11 protein-coding genes are annotated in these 19,267 nt (G+C 40.5%); 6 read left to right on the top strand and 5 right to left on the bottom strand.

All coding sequences use genetic code 11. From position 1 onward, the window contains the following. Window positions 1-2 precede the first annotated feature (2 nt). The gene (locus ACFEL9_RS09870) at window positions 3-1,697 is read right to left on the bottom strand and encodes a hypothetical protein (protein ID WP_385889044.1); all 1,695 of its coding nucleotides are present in this window, start codon (window positions 1,695-1,697) and stop codon (window positions 3-5) included. 108 nt (window positions 1,698-1,805) lie between these two features. Here ACFEL9_RS09870 and ACFEL9_RS09865 point away from each other — a divergent pair, with 108 nt between their 5' ends. Continuing rightward, window positions 1,806-2,879, top strand: a complete 1,074-nt coding sequence (locus ACFEL9_RS09865) for an AI-2E family transporter (RefSeq protein ID WP_385889042.1) — start codon at window positions 1,806-1,808, stop codon at window positions 2,877-2,879. A 48-nt stretch (window positions 2,880-2,927) separates the two neighbouring features. Here ACFEL9_RS09865 and ACFEL9_RS09860 read toward each other — a convergent pair whose 3' ends face one another. From ACFEL9_RS09860 to ACFEL9_RS09850, 3 genes are all read right to left on the bottom strand, one after another. Continuing rightward, entirely contained in the window at window positions 2,928-3,692 is a 765-nt protein-coding gene (locus ACFEL9_RS09860) for a Bax inhibitor-1/YccA family protein (protein WP_276503723.1), read from the bottom strand. A gap of 120 nt (window positions 3,693-3,812) precedes the next feature. Next, entirely contained in the window at window positions 3,813-5,756 is a 1,944-nt protein-coding gene (nagB, locus tag ACFEL9_RS09855; protein ID WP_385889041.1) for a glucosamine-6-phosphate deaminase, read from the bottom strand. Window positions 5,757-5,901: 145 nt separating this feature from the next. Next, window positions 5,902-6,447: an RNA polymerase sigma factor gene (locus tag ACFEL9_RS09850; RefSeq protein WP_385889038.1), complete on the bottom strand. Its 546-nt coding sequence runs from the start codon at window positions 6,445-6,447 to the stop codon at window positions 5,902-5,904. A 142-nt stretch (window positions 6,448-6,589) separates the two neighbouring features. Here ACFEL9_RS09850 and ACFEL9_RS09845 point away from each other — a divergent pair, with 142 nt between their 5' ends. Genes ACFEL9_RS09845 through ACFEL9_RS09835 form a run of 3 tightly spaced genes read left to right on the top strand, consistent with a single transcriptional unit; the run spans window position 6,590 to window position 12,991 of the window. Then, on the top strand, window positions 6,590-7,594 hold the full coding sequence (locus ACFEL9_RS09845; RefSeq protein WP_385889035.1) for a FecR family protein: 1,005 nt from the start codon (window positions 6,590-6,592) through the stop codon (window positions 7,592-7,594). A 25-nt stretch (window positions 7,595-7,619) separates the two neighbouring features. Then, window positions 7,620-11,375, top strand: a complete 3,756-nt coding sequence (locus ACFEL9_RS09840) for a SusC/RagA family TonB-linked outer membrane protein (RefSeq protein WP_385889032.1) — start codon at window positions 7,620-7,622, stop codon at window positions 11,373-11,375. 29 nt (window positions 11,376-11,404) lie between these two features. Beyond that, on the top strand, window positions 11,405-12,991 hold the full coding sequence (locus ACFEL9_RS09835; RefSeq protein ID WP_385889030.1) for a SusD/RagB family nutrient-binding outer membrane lipoprotein: 1,587 nt from the start codon (window positions 11,405-11,407) through the stop codon (window positions 12,989-12,991). A 38-nt stretch (window positions 12,992-13,029) separates the two neighbouring features. Here ACFEL9_RS09835 and ACFEL9_RS09830 read toward each other — a convergent pair whose 3' ends face one another. Beyond that, complete coding sequence (locus ACFEL9_RS09830) at window positions 13,030-13,887, bottom strand: AraC family transcriptional regulator (RefSeq protein ID WP_385889028.1); 858 nt, start codon at window positions 13,885-13,887, stop codon at window positions 13,030-13,032. 438 nt (window positions 13,888-14,325) lie between these two features. Between ACFEL9_RS09830 and ACFEL9_RS09825 the strand changes: the two genes are divergently transcribed. Together ACFEL9_RS09825 and ACFEL9_RS09820 are read left to right on the top strand one after the other, a co-directional pair. After that, window positions 14,326-17,343 carry a SusC/RagA family TonB-linked outer membrane protein gene (locus tag ACFEL9_RS09825; protein WP_385889026.1) on the top strand — a complete coding sequence of 1,006 codons (3,018 nt, stop codon included), beginning with the start codon at window positions 14,326-14,328 and terminating at the stop codon, window positions 17,341-17,343. A gap of 18 nt (window positions 17,344-17,361) precedes the next feature. Further along, complete coding sequence (locus ACFEL9_RS09820) at window positions 17,362-18,936, top strand: SusD/RagB family nutrient-binding outer membrane lipoprotein (RefSeq protein WP_385889024.1); 1,575 nt, start codon at window positions 17,362-17,364, stop codon at window positions 18,934-18,936. Window positions 18,937-19,267: the final 331 nt, after the last annotated feature.

The following is a 19,267-nucleotide window of genomic DNA, read 5'->3' as shown; positions in this document are numbered from 1 at the left end:
ATTTATTTTTTTATACCTGCCGATTCTTTTACACCTTTAAAGATCGCTTTCCACACCAGGTAAAATATTGACCGGTTAGAATCCCTGTCTAAACGGACTTTGGCGGTTCGGGGCTCTTCGTTCTTACCGGAAGGGTTATCGTTTTTGATGGCAATATTGGCGATGAAACTTGTCAGGCTTTTTTTGTCAAGCTCTTTGCTTTCTTTATCTCTTTCCAATAATGCCACTTTAAGGTCGTTGTATAACATCACTACGTCGCCATCGATGGCATGGTTGTTTCCGGTTAAATCAAATTTTACCTTTTCAATCTGTCCTTTTTCAATTTTAGCAGGGCCCAATGGTTCGATTAAGGGATTTATTTTTTCACCTTCTATTGCCGCCAGTGATCCCTCCAGGTCGAAACGACCCCGCGGATGTTGTAAATGGAATTGCCAGTTTGTATTAAGCCGGGCGGTATTTAAAAACTGCGAGTTGACCACTGCGTTCATGATATTGTTCTTGCGAATGGACTTTTCGTCATTGGTAAGATTAGTCAATATTGCCTGTACATTATGGAATTGCACTTTGCCCGCCTGGCCGGTAATTTTGCTTTTTTCTTTATACTCGATAAAACTATTGGAAAGGACAAGTTTTTTGACATCGACCGTCAGCGGAATTTTTTTCAGCAACTGGTGCGGATACCGGCCCACACGATTTTTCTTATCTCTTGGAATGGAAAGGTCACGGTATATTTTAAATGAAGAAGAATTAACCAGGATGTTTTCAGCCAGCAATACTTCATCCAGCAATTGTTGAAAATTCACGTTTTGAATGGCGATGTCGTTAAAGACAAAATCGAAACGGTCATCTTGTGCCGGAAGGCTTTTTACAAAAGCCTGCTCAGCCAGCACCGGGTCTACACTGAACCGTTTTATCGAAACGGAATTCGATGCTGAGTTTAAGGATATATTATGTGCTGAATAATTATACAACTTGTTACCGGAGGTCCAGGAAAACTGTTGACAATTCACTTCCAGGTGTTTTGCAAACAGCAGTTGTGTCCGGTCATTAGCCGGTGTTTCATCAATAGCTACATTCAGCAGGCGAATATTTGTACTGTCAAAGTGTATATTTTTTTTCCCGTTTTTAATGTTTCGTGTGGTGACGTCTGCGCCGAAAATTTCCAGCGTATCAATTTTTATCAGGTTCAGATCCCCAAGTAACTGGCGGTAGACTTCTTTGGTTGGAATATTCCGGGCTGAATCTTTTCCTGCATTGGTATAGATAATATCAATAGTGGGGTTTTTGATGACAAGTTTGGATCCAATGATCTCTTTATCTAGCAGGGCCTGTGGTGTTTTTACCCCGTTGACACTTATCAGGGGAATGGAAATTTTGAGCAGCGCAGGAGGTGCATCATCTTTTTCTAACAGCCTTAAATAGCGATTACTATCATATACAAGCCTGACATTAGATATAGAGAGATTTCCTGCTACTTCATCCAATTTCAGGCTATCATACGACAGTGCATACAGCCCCTCGCTTTTTTTACTAACCACTTTTTCAAGCTTAGCCCTGATGAAATGCTTCCTGTATGTTTGCCAATAAGAAAAGCCACCTGCAATAGCACCCAGTATCGCTAACCCGATTCCAAGCAGGATCACTCTGCCCTTGCTGATAGCAGTTGTCTTTTTTAATTTCTGTTGCAGTGTTCGCATGTCCTATAATTGCAATTACTATTCCATAACCCGATGAGAAAAAATTGCCACTTCGTTTGAGGGTTAGCATTCTTTTTGCAACGTTAAATCTTTATCTTAGTATCCCTTATGCCAAGCTTTAACAACCGGATCAAACAAGTACTACTCTTATCCCTCATTCTTTTATTTGTATGGCTTGTAGTAAAGGAGCTGTCGCTTTTTTTGCCAGGTTTGCTGGGAGCGTTGACGTTATACATTCTAAGCCGGGCCAATTATTTTCAGCTGGTGTATAATCGAAAATGGAAGACCGGAAGGGCGGCCGGCTTGTTTATTATTTATTATCTTTTTTTAATTGGGCTCCCGATATTCCTTGCCGTTTCGTTGATTAGCCCAAAGATTAATGCATTCCTGGAAAACCCTAATGCGATGATCGAATCAGCTCAAAACTCCATCACGACGATTCAACAAAAAATCGGATTCAAAATATTTTCAGAAGCTAATCTTAGCAATTTCCTGGGTAAGTTAACTGCATTTATACCTACTCTTTTGAACAGTACAGCCAATCTTATTTCGAATCTCGCCATCATGCTGTTTGTGCTGTATTATATGTTATGCAATGGGCGGGAAATAGAACGAATGTTAAGCAGGCTCATCCCACTAAAGCCGGAAAATATCAATATGCTTGCTTCGGAAACTAAAAGGATCGTAAGAGCTAATGCGCTGGGGATACCGCTTATTTCAATTATCCAGGGTCTTACTGCTACGCTGGGTTATTTCATTTTTGGTGTAAACGAATGGGGCTTGTGGGGTTTTCTTACCGGTGTCTTTGCATTTTTCCCTGTCGTGGGAACAATGATAGTATGGGTGCCATTGGTGATTTATACTTATGCAATCGGCGACACATGGCAGGCAACCGGTCTACTACTATACAGTGTGCTTGTAACGGGCAATGTCGATTATTTGGCCAGGATCACCTTGTTGAAAAGAATGGGAGATGTGCATCCGGTACTCACGATATTGGGTGTGCTGGTTGGGCTGGGCTTGTTTGGGTTTATCGGTTTGATATTTGGTCCGCTGCTCGTCAGCTATATAATTGTGCTGTTTAAAATATATATGAATGAGTTTATAGAAAATGCTGAACCGCTGCCCGAGACTCCAACGATTGAAGAAAATAAATTGGCCGAGGAACATAATTCAAAATAAAAGCCGTTCGGTGAAGAACGGCTCTGAATGTTATTTACCTTATTTATCTTACCTGTCTTTTAATTTAGAGAGTAATCTTAATATCTCCAGATAAAGCCAAACCAATGTTACCAACAAGCCAAAAGCGCCGTACCATTCCATGTATTTTGGAGCTTTCGCTTCTACTCCTTTTTCGATCATGTCGAAGTCTAACAACAGGTTTAACGCTGCCAAACATACAACCACGATAGAAAAGCCGATACCAAGCGGAGTGCTGGCATTAGTGAAAGCCCCTATGGTTGCCCCAAATGCAAGTGATGCAATCCATTTAATAAGATAAAATACGCCGATGCTGATGGTAGCGATAGTGATAATCGATCTGAATTTATCAGTTACTCTAATAACACGGGTTTGATATAGCACATACATTACGAGTGCCACTATCAGGGTTAAACCTACTGCCTGCATTACGATGCCGGGATAACTTGTTGCGAACGCATAGTCATAATAAGCGGAAACCGATCCTACAAAAAGACCCTCCAACAACGCAAAGGCGGGGGCAATATAGGGTGACCATTGCTTTTTAAAGGCCATTAAAAGTGCCAGTGCTAATCCACCAAACACACCTATGAGCATTAGTGGCAATGGATTACTTCCTTTGTAAAATTGTGTCCAGGCCAGTAAGGTAGTACCCATCATCATCAGAAAGAGGAAACCAAATTTGTTCATGGTACCTCTCACCGACATTTCTTCACCAGTGGAGATACCCTGTAAAATGGTGCCTTCAAAAGCCGATTCTTTCAACGTGGGATTACCCGATTTAAATAATGACATAAACAATTTTTTTTGTGAAGATATACTGGAATTTATAAATCCCAAATGTTAAAATCCCAACTTCCAAACACGGTGTTTTACGGTTGAAGTTGGGATTTGCTTGTTTATGATCACAAAATATTAATAGTGCCAGCGGACAAAGGCCTCCATAGCAGCATAATGTGTCAGCCCAAGATCTGCATATAAATTCGCTGTTGCAGCATTTCTTTCTTCGGCCCTTTGCCAAAACTCTCTTGAGTCACTGCCCTGGAAGGGTACTGAATCTTTTTGCGACTGATGAATGAAAATACCAAAACGTTTTTTCATCACCTGGTCAGGACTCATTGGTACGGCCATTTCAATTTCTTCGATATTCCATTCCTGCCACGCACCCTTATACAACCACAGCCAGCAATCATTAATCCAATCATCACCGGCAGAGTCCTGAGCTTGTCGAAGGATTCTTTTTAATGATTCCAGCACAACATTGAAACAAACAAGGTGAGTACCGTGCGGATCAGCAAAGTCGCCGGCGCAGTAAACCTGTTGCGGTTTTACTTTCCGCAATAACTCCATGGTGATTTTTACATCTTTTTCACCCATCGGTTTTTTCTCGATGGTTCCGGTCTCATAAAAAGGAAGATTTTGAAAATGGATGTTTTCATCAGGAATGCCTACATAACGACAAGTGGCTTTGGCTTCACAACGGCGAATCAATCCTTTTATAGATCGGATGGTAGGTGTATCTACCTGGTTTGATTTTTTGGTAGCGATGAATTTTCTTGCGGCATTAAGAATTTTCCCGGATTTATCGGTGTCAATCCCGGCTATTTCTTCAAATCCTACTGCAAAGTCAAGAAACCTTGTAACAAATTCATCAGTCACCGCAATATTGCCCGAGGTTTGATAGCCTACATGCACATCATGACCCTGGTCATGCAATCGCTGGAATGTACCCCCCATACTGATAATATCATCGTCCGGATGCGGAGAGAAGATAATCACTCTTTTTGGGTAAGGGGATGAACGTTCGGGGTGGGCCGGTATCACCGCATTGGGTTTGCCACCGGGCCAGCCGGTAATAGTGTCACGCAGCATATAATAGACCTGCAGGTTTATTTCATAGGCATCTCCTTTTTCAACCAATAAATCACTCAGGCCATATTCATTATAGTCGCTGTTTGTAAGACTGAGCAAAGGCTTCTTTAATTTCAAAGCCATATTTACCACCGCTTTCTTTACCATTACAGGTGTCCAGTCGCAGTCGCCGGTAAGCCATGGCGATTTATTCCTGGTCAATTCAGCAGCAGCTGTTTCGTCAATATGGAAGGTCACATCCTCATGATTCTGCAAAAGCGAAGCAGGTACTTGTTCGGTGTCTTCTTCTTCGACCGCCTTTTTAATAACAGGAGCCTTCGAAGGTCCCCAGGCCATCAGGATGATCTTTTTTGATTTCAGGATGGTGCTTATACCCATTGTGATTGCCAGTCGGGGAACCTGTGAAATGTTGGCAAATTCATACGAGTTTGCAATGCGGGTAGAATTATCAAGGGTAATCAGCCTTGTTTTGGAATAGATGCTGGAGCCGGGTTCGTTAAATCCAATATGACCATTATTACCAATGCCCAGTATCTGCAAATCGATGCCTCCAGCTTCTTCAATCATTTTCTCGTATTGGCTGCAATGGAATTTGATATCTTCTTTTTTTATCTCACCATTCGGAATATGAATATTTTTCGGTTTTATATCAACATGATCAAAGAAGTTCGATTTCATGAAGCGGTTATAACTTTGCAATGCATCATTATCGATCGGATAATATTCATCGAGATTGAAGGTGACTACATTCTTAAAACTCAGCTTTTCTTCCTTGTGCATCCGTACCAGTTCGGCATACAATGTTTTGGGAGTAGAGCCGGTTGCGAGACCTAACACACAGTTCTCATTTTTCTTTTGTTTTTCACGAATCAGGTTGGCTATTTCTATTGCAACGGCTAAAGAACCTTGTTTGAGATCGGGATGAATTTTTACTGCAATTTTTTCAAAACTGTCAATGAGATTAATCGGGGAAGCTTTTTTTGCCATTTCTTTTTATTTTCAGTTTATTCAGGATTCGAAGATATTAAAATGAGCGAAGGACGGAAGGCCATTGATAATTTTTATTTGCGGAATCGGTTGTCCTGAATAGTATAGGCAAGTGATATTTTGTAACTAGTTAAATTCATTTATTTTACTCAGGAGATAATAATTTTCGAAGCGCTTTTAATGATTGATGAAAAAGATTGCGTGCTACCTGGTAGTTGATCCCCATTATCTCACTTACTTCTTCATAATTGAGCTCCTGGTAGAATTTAAGATAAATAATTTCTTTTTGCCGGTTGGAGAGTTGCTGCATGGCAGCGATTACCCTTGCAGTTTTTTCTTCACTATCCCGCTTGCTGATGAGCAACGTTTCATGACTGAATTCAAATCCGGTTTCCTCATGAATGGTTGTAAGCGCCAGGCCGGATTTTTTTTGGAGTGCCCGAAACAATTTATACTTAAGCGCTTTGAACAAATACGCTTTTACCGACTGCACTTTTGTCTGGCTTTTGTTTTGCCACAATTCTACAAACAATTCCTGGATACAATCTTCGAGCAGGTCCTGTTCAGATGAAAATTTGCTACCAAATTGAAAAAGTGGCTGATAATACCTTCGGAATAGCTTTCCAAAAGACTCCGTGTCACCCTGTTTATAGGATTCCCATAATGCAGTATCAGGGATATTACTAATCAAAATATTCTCATCTGGTTTTGGCCTTAAAACCCCAAATCTAACTTATCTCGCAGGTTTCGTGCAGCAAAATAAAAAAACCATGTAAAAAATTAGTTACAAAATTCCCCGTTCAGGTACTACTTTTAGCAGCGAAATACGTATTATGGCGATGAATATCAAAAATATTGATGAATTATTGTGCGATGATGGCTTCCTGGCCTGGTATTTTAAAACGGATCAGACTAAAATAGTTTTCTGGGATAATCTTATAAAGAATGACCCTGAACAAAAAAAACTGGTGGATGAGGCTATAGAAATATTAGAAGCGATAAAAATCAAAGAAGGTGGAACCGAATTAGATCCTGGTAAAGCCGAAAGCAGGCTTTTTGAAAGGATTAATCAAATTACTCCCCGTTCAATGGCACAACTGGTACCCTTAAAAGGAAGGCCACAATTGTTGCGGTGGGTTGCTGCCGCGATTATTCTGGTGACAGTTGGCCTTGGTTTATATAAATATTTTCAGCCGGGAAAACCTGTTATTGAAACAAGTTATGCTGAGATCAGGAAAGAATCTTTACCCGATGGGTCACAGGTTACCTTAAATGCTAATAGCGAAATAACCTATGGCAGAAGTTGGGGAAAAGGAAATGACAGGGAAGTATGGGTAAAAGGTGAGGCATTCTTCCAGGTGGAAAAGACACCGCAGAAAAGCAGGTTTGTTGTTCATACCGGTCATTTTGATATTATCGTCACCGGTACGGAGTTTAATGTTGTAAACAGGAATGAAAAAACAAATGTATTACTCAGGGAAGGCAGCGTTCTTATCCGTACTTCCAATGGAACAGAGACAGTGATGAAGCCCGGTGATTATGTTGAATTCGCTAACGACCGGTTGCAACAAAAACCGGCAAAAGATATTCAGGTTTTGGCATGGAAAGACCGTAAATTTATTTTTGAGAAGACGCCAATAAAGGAAGTAGGAGCAAGTATCAGGGATTTATATGGGATGAACGTGAGGTTTGAAAATGATGCAATTGCTACAGACTCTATCTCTGGCATTTTGCCCAATGATAACCTGGATATTTTTCTGCAGTCACTTGAAACTGCGCAAAACTATGAGATTATAAAAACTGACCAGGATATTTTGATCAAAAAAAGGCGCCGATGAACAATTGACTGCTCAAAATTGCTTTATGAGGGAAAAAAAACTGGCATTTTTCTTCTTGCTGTATTTGCCGGTAAGTGGTTTAATTTTTTTCAACGAAGTTGAAGCACAAGCTGTATTGGCGCTTAATAAAAAAAAATCGCGGCAAGCAGGGGCCAAATTATCTGCAGAAAAAACCATTCCCCTCATCATTCAGACAGAAAGGCAGACACTTTTTAATGCGTTGCGGCAGCTTAATCAAACAAGAGGAATTTATTTTCTTTTTTCCGACAAGTCTTTTGGAGATATCTTGGTAGATCCGGTTGTGGATTATAAACAACCGGTCGAACAAATACTGCATGCCTTATTGAAAAACACAGATCTCAGCTTCAAAAAAATAGGCACAAAAACTTTTATCATACGGCCTCTTAAGGACAAATCAACGGGAGCTTCTTCTATAGAAATCGCTAATAATGATCCGGAGATAGTCGAGGAAATGCAGAAGACCAACAGTCAACAATCAGGCACAACAACACGTTTTATCCGGGGTAAAGTAACAACTACCGATGGCGTGCCGTTAGCCAATGTCAGTGTACTTATAAAAGGTACCGCCAAAGGGATAGTTACAAATGGCAATGGAGAATTTGATATCACCGGCAGCCCGGGTGATGTATTGATCTTTTCTTTTGTGGGATATGAAAAAAAGGAGATAATAATTGAAAATGATATTCCCGGGTTTTTAACGACAAAACTATCAGTAGTGGATAAGCAGATGGATGAGGTCATCATAACCTCATTAGGAGTAAGAAAATCACAAAGATCGGTAGGCTATTCTGCTAGCACTATCACTGCTGAAGATCTTACAGCTTCGGGCAATACCAATTTTGCTTCGGCCCTGTATGGGAAAGCGGCCGGAGTTAAAATCAGCACAGCGCCGGGCGGTGCTACCAGTGCTGTACAGGTACAGGTAAGAGGGCTGAACTCACTTAATTATAACAGCCAGCCGTTGTATGTAGTAGATGGGATAGTGATCAGGAATACCAACGAAAAAGGGATAAAAGGAATTAATAATGATAGCTACTGGAATGATCCGCGTATCCGGGGAAATGGGATTCTTGACATTAATCCGGCTGATATTGAAACACTCACCATTTTAAAAGGGGCCAGTGCAACAGCTTTATATGGATCTGAAGCCGCAAGCGGTGTTGTAGTGATCACTACCAAAAAAGGCAATAATAAAAAGGGTCTGGGAGTAGAGATCAACTACACCAATAATATTGAGCAGGTTGCTTTTTTACCAAAATACCAGAATGTTTATGGCCCCGGAGCTGACAGAACCACTAATTTATCAGAAGGAACCACGGAAGAAGGTTGGATAGAAGTCGATTTTAATAATGATGGTATCAACGAAAGCGTTCGGCCCAACTTTCGTGCCTATGCACAATTTGGACCCAAAATGGAGGGGCAGATTGTGCCCTGGTGGGATGGTGAAATGCGTTCGTACTCACCTCAACCCAATAATTATAAAAACCTGTATCGTACAGGTTTCAATTCGATTTTAAATGCGGCCGTATCTCATCAGTCTGAGAAAGCCTCTTATCGCTTTTCTTACACGAGAAATGATTATAAAGGAATACAGGTTGGGGGGGGATTGCAACGCAATACGTTTAATATTAATAGCAGTTTTAAAATAAATAATCAGTTAAGCACCGATGTTGTGGTAAGCTACATAAACAGCAAGGTGCATAATCGTCCTTACCAGCTTACCAGGGTCATTGCTTCTTATTCCGGTTTTTTCAGCCGGGCAGAAGATATGGATCTTATGTTTAATAAGTATAAAACATCCCAGGGGTATAAATGGGTACCCTGGAATCAGCAGCAACGCAATCCGGCTGAGGCATTGAGATATGAAATGAAAAATGAAACCCTTGATCTGCTATGGACCCAGTTGCGTAATAGCGAAGATGAAAGCCAAAACAGGTTGTTAAGCAGCATCACTTTAAATTATGATGTTAACAAAGACATACACATCAGGGGAAGAATTGGCACCGACTATACTAATCTGAATATAGAAGGGAAAAATTACAATGAATACCCGCTTGCATTTAACAGTGTTAATAGTACAGGGTCATATACTGTATCGGATGGAAGGTATTCTATTTTTTATGGAGACGTCTTGTTTACTTATGCCAGGAAGGTTAACAAGAACCTGGATATTTCTTTTAATGGTGGTTACCAGGCAAGAAACGAAAAATATTATGACCAGGTTTCCAATACAAGCGGTGGATTGATAAAAGAAAATTGGTTCAGCCTTAATAACTCATTTAGCTCAGTCATAGCTAATGCAAACCGGAGTTCTATTCTCAAATATGCTTTTCTTGGATTTTTTAATGCCGGATATAAAAATTATTTATTCCTGGAAGGAACAGCCAGGCAAGAATATTCTTCAACACTGCCACCCGGTAATAACAGTTATTTCTACCCTTCGGTAAATACAAGCTTTGTTTTTAGCGATGCCTTTAAAATGCCTTCGTTTATTAATTTCGGAAAACTGAGAGCTTCATATGGCATAGTAGGTAATGCTCCACCGGTCTACGCTTCGGGGATAGCTTATACACAAACAACCCTGTCAACTGTTAATGGGCCTGTCGCATCGCTTAGCACACAGATCAATGCAGGCAATAGTGATATAAGACCAGAGAATAAATACGAAGCGGAATTGGGGCTTGAAGCGAAATTGTTTAAAAGCAGGCTTGGTATTGATCTCACCTATTATAATAGCCGGACTATTGATCAAATAATACAATTAACCGTTCCTGCGAGTACAGGTGCTCTTTCAAAACTGGTCAATGCAGGCAAGCTGCAAAGCGACGGGGTTGAGCTGGGATTGGATCTGATGGCGATGAAAAAAAAGAATTTTAAATGGAATGCCCGGATGAATATGGCTATAGGCCGCACGGTGGTTCGCCAACTGGATGGTGCTGTTAAACAGATAGTATATTATGAAGGGGAACAAAATGCGATTCGCATTGTGGCTGAAGAAGGAAAAACTGTAGGTAATATTTATGTGCACCCGCGAATGACAGACCTGGCTGGAAATTATGTAATAGGATCTAATGGCCTATATGTAATTGATAATACAAAATATGTAAAAGTTGGTAACGTGATGCCGAAGCTGACAGGAGGGATGGCCAATACGTTTATTTATAAAAACATTGCATTCAATTTTATGATTGACTATCGCCTGGGTGGTCAGTTGGTGTCACCTGCTTTAAAATATAACCTGGGTGCAGGGATCTATGAAAGCACTTTACAATACCGTGATGAAGTGCATGGGGGCTTGCCTTATTACTTTAATAGTGCCGGCGAAAAAATTTTATTAAACAGTCATCAATCACCGGCGCCAAATGGCAGTAAAGTGTATCATGATGGTATTATTTTAAAGGGAACAACTATTGGTGGAAAAGATAATACCATGATCGTAGATGCAGCTTATTATTATATGAACATGTTTGGATGGGGCCCTGCCGCCCTGAATGAAGAAGGTGCTGTTTACAACAATAGTTATATTAAAATGAGAGAAGCGGTAATCAGCTATACATTGCCTGCAAAGCTTGCCAACAAAATGCATTTTAATTCGATAAGGTTTTCAATGATTGGAAGAAACCTGTTTTATTTCTGGCGTACATTGAAAAATCTTGATCCTGAAGCAACAATTGGAACTAACTGGACAAGGCAAAGTATTGATGACGGTACCAGTGCGGCAACAAGGAGCTATGGCTTTTCGGTTAATCTTGGGTTTTAAAAAAAAACAGTACTATTCAGATGCGGCGAATGTTGATTCATATAAGTTTAGCGGCATGGCTGATATGCTGCCTGGCAAGTTGTAAAAAAAGGCTCGAGGAGCTTTATTACAATCCGGATCAGACAACCCAGGCTTCTATTGAAAAATTTTTTACAGAGATGCTCGACAATGACCGGGTCCGTCCTTCCTATTGGGAAATAAGAACATTCACCGTGCTGCAAACCGGAGTTTATAGTCAATCGGTCGCTTACTTAAATACAAACACGGTTTATCAGCAAAACCCCAGCTATACACAAGATCGTTGGAATGATTTTTACAGGCCGGGAGGTAACGGCGGCGGCGTCATGGCGCATTATCGTTCTATTGAGACAGCTTATAATACTTTAGCATCTCAACAGCAAACAGAAGCAAAGGTTTTTCTGGCCGCGGCTAAGGTTGTATTAATGGACCAGGCTTCGCAGATGGTTGATTGCTGGGGCGATATTCCTTTTAGTGAAGCCGGAAGCCTTAATAGCTCAGGCGAAATAGAAATGGCGAAGTTTGATAATGCTGCTGCTATTTACAACAATATCCTGGATGGTTTAAATGAAGCCGCTTATTATTTTTCTCATCCGGAGCATTCCGCTACCACACAACTTATATTCAACAAGCAGGATATATTACTAAGCGGTGATCTTGAAAAATGGCAACGCTATGCCAATTCAATAAGGTTTCGGTTGTTAATGCGTATCTCTTTTTCAGACCAGGAATTTGCCAAAGCAGAAGTAATGAAGATGTTGAATAACCCTTCTTTGTATCCATTGATTGACGGGGCTTCGGAATATACACCAGGGCAGACTGATATTTTGCTGGTACCGCTTACCAATTATACAGGTACCCTGCGCAATGCTTTGACAGAACTGACCAATTATTCAGCCCCTGAGTTTTTACTGGACAAGGTGATGAAGCCGGCGAATGATCCGCGAATACCCGTAATGTTTGATAAATACGGGCGTACTGTAAACGATGTTTTTTTCCCGAATACAGAATATAACGGGCTTACCGTTAATATGCCCCTGGAACAGCAGCAAATCAATATTGGCAACTTCGCCATACTGGATTCAGCTACTTTTTTATTTAACAATAAATTGCCGGGAGTTGTAATTACCGCACCGGAAGTAAATTTTTTAAAAGCGGAAGCTTTTGAACGCTGGGGTGGTGACGATGCGAAATCCTTTTATGACAAAGCGATAAAACAATCGGTTGCTTTTTATTATTATTTAAACAGCCTGAATACCACAACAAGGGCTCCTCTGACGGCTCCTTCAGATACGACGGTTGATTTGTTTCTGCAGAATTCCCTTATTAACTATAGTGGAACGGCAGAAGAGAAACTGGAGAAAATATGGGTACAGAAATGGGTGCATTATGGTTTCCTGCAATCGGTGCAAAGCTGGTCAGAATGCCGGAGAACAAAATATCCGGATCTAGGTTTTTATCCTTCAACCTTGCCTGGTTATGAAATGCCGCCATCAAGGCTGGTATATCCTGCCAGTGAAACATCGTATAATCCCAATTATCTGTCAGTAAAAGACCAGGATACAAGAAACAGAAAGATATTTTGGGATGTAAAATGAACATTGACCGATCTTTTATTTGCAAAAAAGTAACGGCCTCAGCTTTGCAATAGCTGTATATGCTGCCGGTATTCTTTAGGAGAGAATCCGGTTATTTTTTTAAAGCTTTTGTTGAAATTGGAAATAGTTTTGAATCCACAACGTGGATATATGGCTGAAATATTCAGATCGGTATCCTGCAGGTTTTTACAGGCAGCGGATATTCTTATTTCATTGACATATTCCACAAAACTTTTGCCGGTTCTTTTTTTGAATAACCTGCAATAGGCAGGTTCTGTCAGGCTTGCAATGGAAGCTATTTCCTGAAGGCTGATATCTTTTTGAAAATTTTCAGCTATATAATGATATACTTCCGCCAGCCGGTCTGTCCTGGTGTCACTTGACCGGAAACTGTTGTCATCACGAGTGATGTAATCAACTTCTTTTGAAGTGGAAATGATGTGTAGTATTTCCATCAATCCTATTATTTTTTTAAACCCGTTTTTCTTAGCAAGCCTTTCCATTTTAGCGCCAACAATTTGCCGGGCAGAGCCTGTAATGCTTAAACCCCGCCCGGCTTTTGCAAACAGATTAACTAGTTGCTGGCTTTCTTTCAATGCATAAAAACCTTCAGAAAATGCATCTTTGTTAAAATAGGCAACAATGGAAGAGGGTGATAGGTCATTATTGTCACTGATCCATCTATGTGGTAATGCTGAACCAACCAGAACTATGTCGCCGGTGTTAAACCGGTTTACCGTATCACCGATAACCTTTTTACCGGAACCTGATTTAATATAGATGAGTTCTAATTCGGGATGACAGTGAAGGGGTGAACTGAATCTTTTCTCATTTTTTTTCATTACAGCTATACAGCTATGTAATGCATGTGTTATATGCGTATGCAATACTTTCATAAGCAGTTTTTGGGTTCTTAATTTACTGAGTGTCTCCGCCGAAAAATATGTAACCATGTTTTGGTTAAAATTTTACCTGTTTTAAATAAAAAAATGGAAGTCTTGTTGAAGCATCCTTTTAATTTCTGGCGATGAAACAAACGGGATGCAGAACAGTAGACTATTTCAGCGAGGTGGGAGATAATGAACCCGTCAAAAACCCTTATCAAGTTATAATGGTTTACGCTGGTTATTTATGAATTATTCATAAATGGAAAATTAACTTATTGTTACAAAACCAAAGCAATCTGCACTTATCAGTTCGGGAGAAGTAATCAACCGGAAAAATTGCAGCAGGTAAGTGCAGTATTTTTTCCGGTTATTGAATTCAGGCTATTCGTAGTTCTGCTTATTTACTTTCCCGCTTTGAGATTTTTTCACCAAAAAACCAATTGCATAATGAGACAACTTCGCTTGCTGACTGCTTTGCTGTTATTCAGTTCAATGGTATTAGCACAAACCCGGCAATTATCCGGTACTGTCAAAGATTCAAAATCTGCTACGGGTCTTCCTTCTGTGACCATTAAAGTAAAGGGAAAGAACATTCAAACGGTTACTGATGCCAATGGATTATTTTCCCTAAGTGTTCCAACAGGAGAAATCCAGTTGGAAATTTCTTCCGTTGGATATGGACTCAAAACAGTTACAGTTGAAGGAGATGAAAGCACTCTCCAATTTTCATTAGACCAGGGTGAACAACAATTGAATGAAGTAGTAGTTACAGCCCTGGGCATCAAGCGGGATAAAAAAGCCCTAAGCTATGCTTCGCAAACTGTGAGTGGCGATGAAATCAGGAAAGCAGCGAATATCAACTTCGTGGATGCTTTGAGTGGAAAGGCTGCCGGACTGGATATTGCAGTGAGTTCCTCGGGAGCAGGTGGTTCTACCAGGGCGGTTTTGAGAGGTAACAGATCATTGGTTGGTCTCAGTGATCCTCTTTACGTTATTGATGGTATTCCAATGGTAAATAATAAGGGCGCACAGCCCGGTTCCTATGGCGGTAATGACCAGGGTGATGGTCTTTCTAATATTAACCCGGAAGATATTGAAAGCGTAAACATCCTCAGAGGTGCTAACGCATCTATATTATATGGTAGCCAGGGAGCTAATGGTGTGGTTCTCATTACAACCAAAAAAGGTAAAACAGGCAGAGTAGATGTTAATTTCAGTTCCAGCACTATACTTGAACAAGTATCTGGCCTTCCTGATTTTCAATATGTATACGGTGCCGATGGATCAGACTACAACTGGTCTTCTACTAAAGGCAATTATCAAAGTAACTATATCGAAGATTTCTTCAGAACCGGCGTTACCGCCACAAATTCCCTCTCGATAGGCGGCGGAAATGATAAAACCACAGCATATTTTTCTTATGCCAATACTTACGCGACAGGGGTTGTGCCAAAGAATACTTATAACAGGCACAATATCTCGTTCAACCAATCTACGAAATTAATTAAAGATAAGTTGACACTAAGCTCAAATGTAATGTTGACAAGTGAAATATCACGAAACAGGCCCGGTGCAGGTTATTACAATAATCCGCTTACCGGTTTATATTTATTTGCACGTGATAGAAATTTTGATGACTATAAGAATAATTACCAGGTATTCGATAGCACCAGGAACATGTATAAGATGAATTGGTATTCTACTGAGGAAAAACAAAATAACCCTTATTGGGAGATCAATAACAACTCCAAGCTGGCCACAACAAAACGTATAATAGCTAATGTGAAAGCATCGGTTGATGTCCTGCCACATCTTAAATTTGAAGCAAGGGCTAATATTGACTATGCCAATAAACTGTTTGATAACCGATGGGCAGCAGGCGGAAACTCTGTGAGTGTTAGTCCAAATGGAACGTGGGCTTATTCAAAGTATACAGATCAATCTCTTTATACCGATGCGATCTTCAACTACAATAATGTATTCGGCAAGATAAGCGTCGCAGCGATTTTAGGTGCCAGCCACCAGAAAAATACCTTTAATGATGGTATGAATGTTGGCAATGGAACAAACGCATTACAGTATCCCAACTTTTTCTCTTTCTCTAACATCCCTTTCAATGTCATGTTCAACCAGACTTACAGCGAAGTGATTAAACAGGGATTGTTTGCCAACGCAACTGTCGGTTTCAAAGACATGATCTACCTGGACCTTGCTGGTCGTAATGACTGGGCTTCTACGCTGGCGTTAACAGGCAACCAATCTTATTTTTATCCTTCGGTAGGTATTAGTGCCATTATCAGCGAAATGGTGACTATGCCTTCCGCAATTTCTTTCTTGAAAGTAAGGGCTTCCCGCACGACTACTGCGAATGATGTGCCTTTTAATGTGGTGTCACCCAATAACCGTATAGGTGGTGCTGGTACGCCTGCGGGAATCGGCGGTATTAGCCGGAATACCCAGGTGCCCTTTACTACGTTGAAGCCTGAAAAAATAGAGGCCGATGAATATGGTATAGATATGAGATTTCTAAATGGAAGATTAGGTTTTGAATTTACGTACTACAATAATGTAAGCACTAATCAGTTCCTCAGCCTGGCTGCTCCTTCCGGTTCTGGTTATACGAGATATTATGTAAATGCGGGCAAAATCACCAATAAAGGATTTGAAGCTACAGTAACTGCAGAACCATTGAAAAGAAGCGATCTGCAGTGGAGAACTTCAGTGAATGTATCCCGGAATAAAAATAAAATTGTTGAACTCATTGCTTCAAATCCTGATTACCAGGTGGGCGGTGATGATGAGGGTTTTGCTTCAATTATTAAAGCAGGTGGGTCATTTAATGATGTGTGGATTTATAAATTTAACAGGAATGACCAGGGAGAAATCATTCTTGACTCCCAAGGAAAACCTACAAAAGCAGGCGCGATGGTAAAGGTGGGCAATGTTAACCCCGACTATCTTTTAGGATGGAATAATTCACTCAATTACAAGCAATTCTTCCTCAACCTGCTCATTAACGGTAAGTTTGGTGGCGTTGCGTTTTCAAAAACAGAAGCATTCCTTGATTCATACGGCGCAAGCCAGAGAACTGCGGAGGCCAGGGATGCAGGCACAATACCTATTAATGCCGTACAAGGGTCAACCAAAGTAAGTTCAATTGACCCTAAGGTTTATTACGACGCTGTTGGCGACAGAAACAGGATCATGGAACCGTATGTCTTCTCCAGGACAAATGTGAGACTGGCTCAGTTCGTTTTGGGTTACAACTTCAATATAAGAAATCAAAGCTCTCCGGTTAAGGGTGCTTCAGTTTCATTAATCGGAAGAAACTTATTCTTCTTCTACAAAAAAGCTCCCTACGATCCGGAACAAGCGATGAGCACCAACAATTCCATGCAGTCGAATGACGTTTTTGCTGTTCCTTCAACGAGATCATATGGAATTAACTTTAAAGTCACTTTCTAATATCTCAAAATAATTTATATGAAAAAGATAATTATCGCAATATTGATTCTGAGCATTGCCGGATCCTGTACCAAGAATTTTGAGAGTACGAATCAGGATCCTAACCAGATTTCCGATGAATTGCTCAAACAGGATTTTAACCTGGTAGGTTCACCTTTTTCAGGTTTGCTATTCAATCTTTTCGGCCACCAAATTGAAGAAGATTTATGCCACGATTCCTGGATGGGGCATTTACAAACGCCTACACCTTTTGTCGGCAATGTAAATAATACCACTTATTATGTTCGCTGGAACGTTTACTGGGATCGGGTTTATAATTCTGTTATGTCGCCGGCCAAACAAGTGATTCAATTAGCAGACGACAATAATCTGCCTCTTTTCGCCACCTGGGCAAACCTGATAAAAATTCTTTCAGTATCCAAGCTCACAGCGTACCATGGACCAGTGATCTATTCCAATTACGGAATACAGGACGCCGTTATCAAATATGATAGCGAATCCGACTTATACAATAAGTTTTTTACAGAGCTGGATGCAATACAGGCTGACTTCGGTGCTAACCAGAATTACAAGGGATTTGTAAAATTCGATCCTTCTTATAAAGGAGATATTGCTTCCTGGATGAAATTGGTGAACTCCCTGAGATTGAGATTAGCGATGCGTATCGTAAAAGTCGCCCCAGCGCTTGCTAAAACCCAGGGCGAAAAAGCAATGGCTGATCCGGCAGGATTGATTGAAGCCAATGCAGACAATTTTACGGTAGGATTACTGGGAGAAAAAATACCTTTTTCGGTTATCTGTTTTGAGTGGGACGATACGAGGATGAGCTCCGTAATGGAATCCTTCCTCGGTGGTTTAAAAGATGGACGTGTATCGAAATTCTTCCAGCCGGCATCTAACCCTGCCCACTATGCCGATCACCCGGCTTTTCCTTATAAAGGTATTCGTAACGGCGCTTACCTGAATGCTAAAATAGACAGGGTTCCTTTTTCGAAAATATCCGATGACTTCAGAAGTGTTACTTCAAGAAGGGCATTCACTGCTGCCGAAGTAAGTTTTCTTAAAGCTGAAGCGGCTCTCAGAGGCTGGGCAGGTGCCGGCGATGCAAAAACCAATTATGAAAATGGTGTCAGGCTTTCTTTTGCCGACTGGGGCGCTGGTGGAGTAGATGCTTATCTTGCAGATAACACCAGCACACCGTGGAACTATGTTGATCCTTTAGATTCCAGAAATAATTTCACATCGCTTTCTTCAATAACAGTTGCCTGGAACGAAGCTGATAACAATGAATTGAAACTTGAAAAGATTATTACCCAAAAATGGATTAACAACTTCACTAATTCAAACGAAGCGTGGGTAGATTTCAGAAGAACCGGTTATCCTAAAATTCCCCATGTTGCCAAAAACGACAGCAGTCCTGACTGGGGTGTTATTCCTGCAGATCAATGGATTAAGAGGATGCCTTTTGTAAATGCTGAAAGAACAGGAAATGCTGCCGGCGTTGCTGATGCTGTATCTAAAATGGGAACGGGTGCTAAGGATGATATCGCTACCCGCCTGTGGTGGGATACCAGTGTTGTTTCAAACTTTTAATCTGTTTTTACAACAATTTTTTGAAAACACCTTTCTGCAATTATTTGCAGAAAGGTGTTTTCAATTTTACACAATTCATAGTAATGAGAATTCAACCCACATTGCAGCTTGAGATACTGACCTAAATCTGTTTGTAAAAATCTTTCGTGCACTAAATTTTGATTGAAAAAAACAAATTTGTCATCAGAACCAGATATTAACATTGCCTCTCTTTGAACACTTTTTGTGCCATTGTGAAGTTTTTTTAATAACTAGTTTCCAAATCATGGAATAATATTATCAGGCGATGGGAAAGGCAGTTTCACCTATATGCCACAAACTAAAAGGGGAT

The organism is Terrimonas alba (genome assembly GCF_042434975.1).
GTDB classification, from domain to species: Bacteria; Bacteroidota; Bacteroidia; order Chitinophagales; family Chitinophagaceae; genus Terrimonas_B; species Terrimonas_B alba.
Note: the sequence above shows the minus strand (reverse complement) of the source record. Positions and strands in the feature narration are given on the sequence as shown.

What these genes read in the sequence shown, in the direction of transcription:
- ACFEL9_RS09870 (WP_385889044.1), bottom strand. Translation starts at nt 1,697, where the DNA reads ATGCGAACACTGCAACAGAAATTAAAAAAGACAACTGCTATCAGCAAG.
- ACFEL9_RS09865 (WP_385889042.1), top strand. Translation starts at nt 1,806, where the DNA reads ATGCCAAGCTTTAACAACCGGATCAAACAAGTACTACTCTTATCCCTC.
- ACFEL9_RS09860 (WP_276503723.1), bottom strand. Translation starts at nt 3,692, where the DNA reads ATGTCATTATTTAAATCGGGTAATCCCACGTTGAAAGAATCGGCTTTT.
- nagB (WP_385889041.1), bottom strand. Translation starts at nt 5,756, where the DNA reads ATGGCAAAAAAAGCTTCCCCGATTAATCTCATTGACAGTTTTGAAAAA.
- ACFEL9_RS09845 (WP_385889035.1), top strand. Translation starts at nt 6,590, where the DNA reads ATGGCGATGAATATCAAAAATATTGATGAATTATTGTGCGATGATGGC.
- ACFEL9_RS09840 (WP_385889032.1), top strand. Translation starts at nt 7,620, where the DNA reads ATGAGGGAAAAAAAACTGGCATTTTTCTTCTTGCTGTATTTGCCGGTA.
- ACFEL9_RS09835 (WP_385889030.1), top strand. Translation starts at nt 11,405, where the DNA reads ATGTTGATTCATATAAGTTTAGCGGCATGGCTGATATGCTGCCTGGCA.
- ACFEL9_RS09830 (WP_385889028.1), bottom strand. Translation starts at nt 13,887, where the DNA reads ATGAAAGTATTGCATACGCATATAACACATGCATTACATAGCTGTATA.
- ACFEL9_RS09825 (WP_385889026.1), top strand. Translation starts at nt 14,326, where the DNA reads ATGAGACAACTTCGCTTGCTGACTGCTTTGCTGTTATTCAGTTCAATG.
- ACFEL9_RS09820 (WP_385889024.1), top strand. Translation starts at nt 17,362, where the DNA reads ATGAAAAAGATAATTATCGCAATATTGATTCTGAGCATTGCCGGATCC.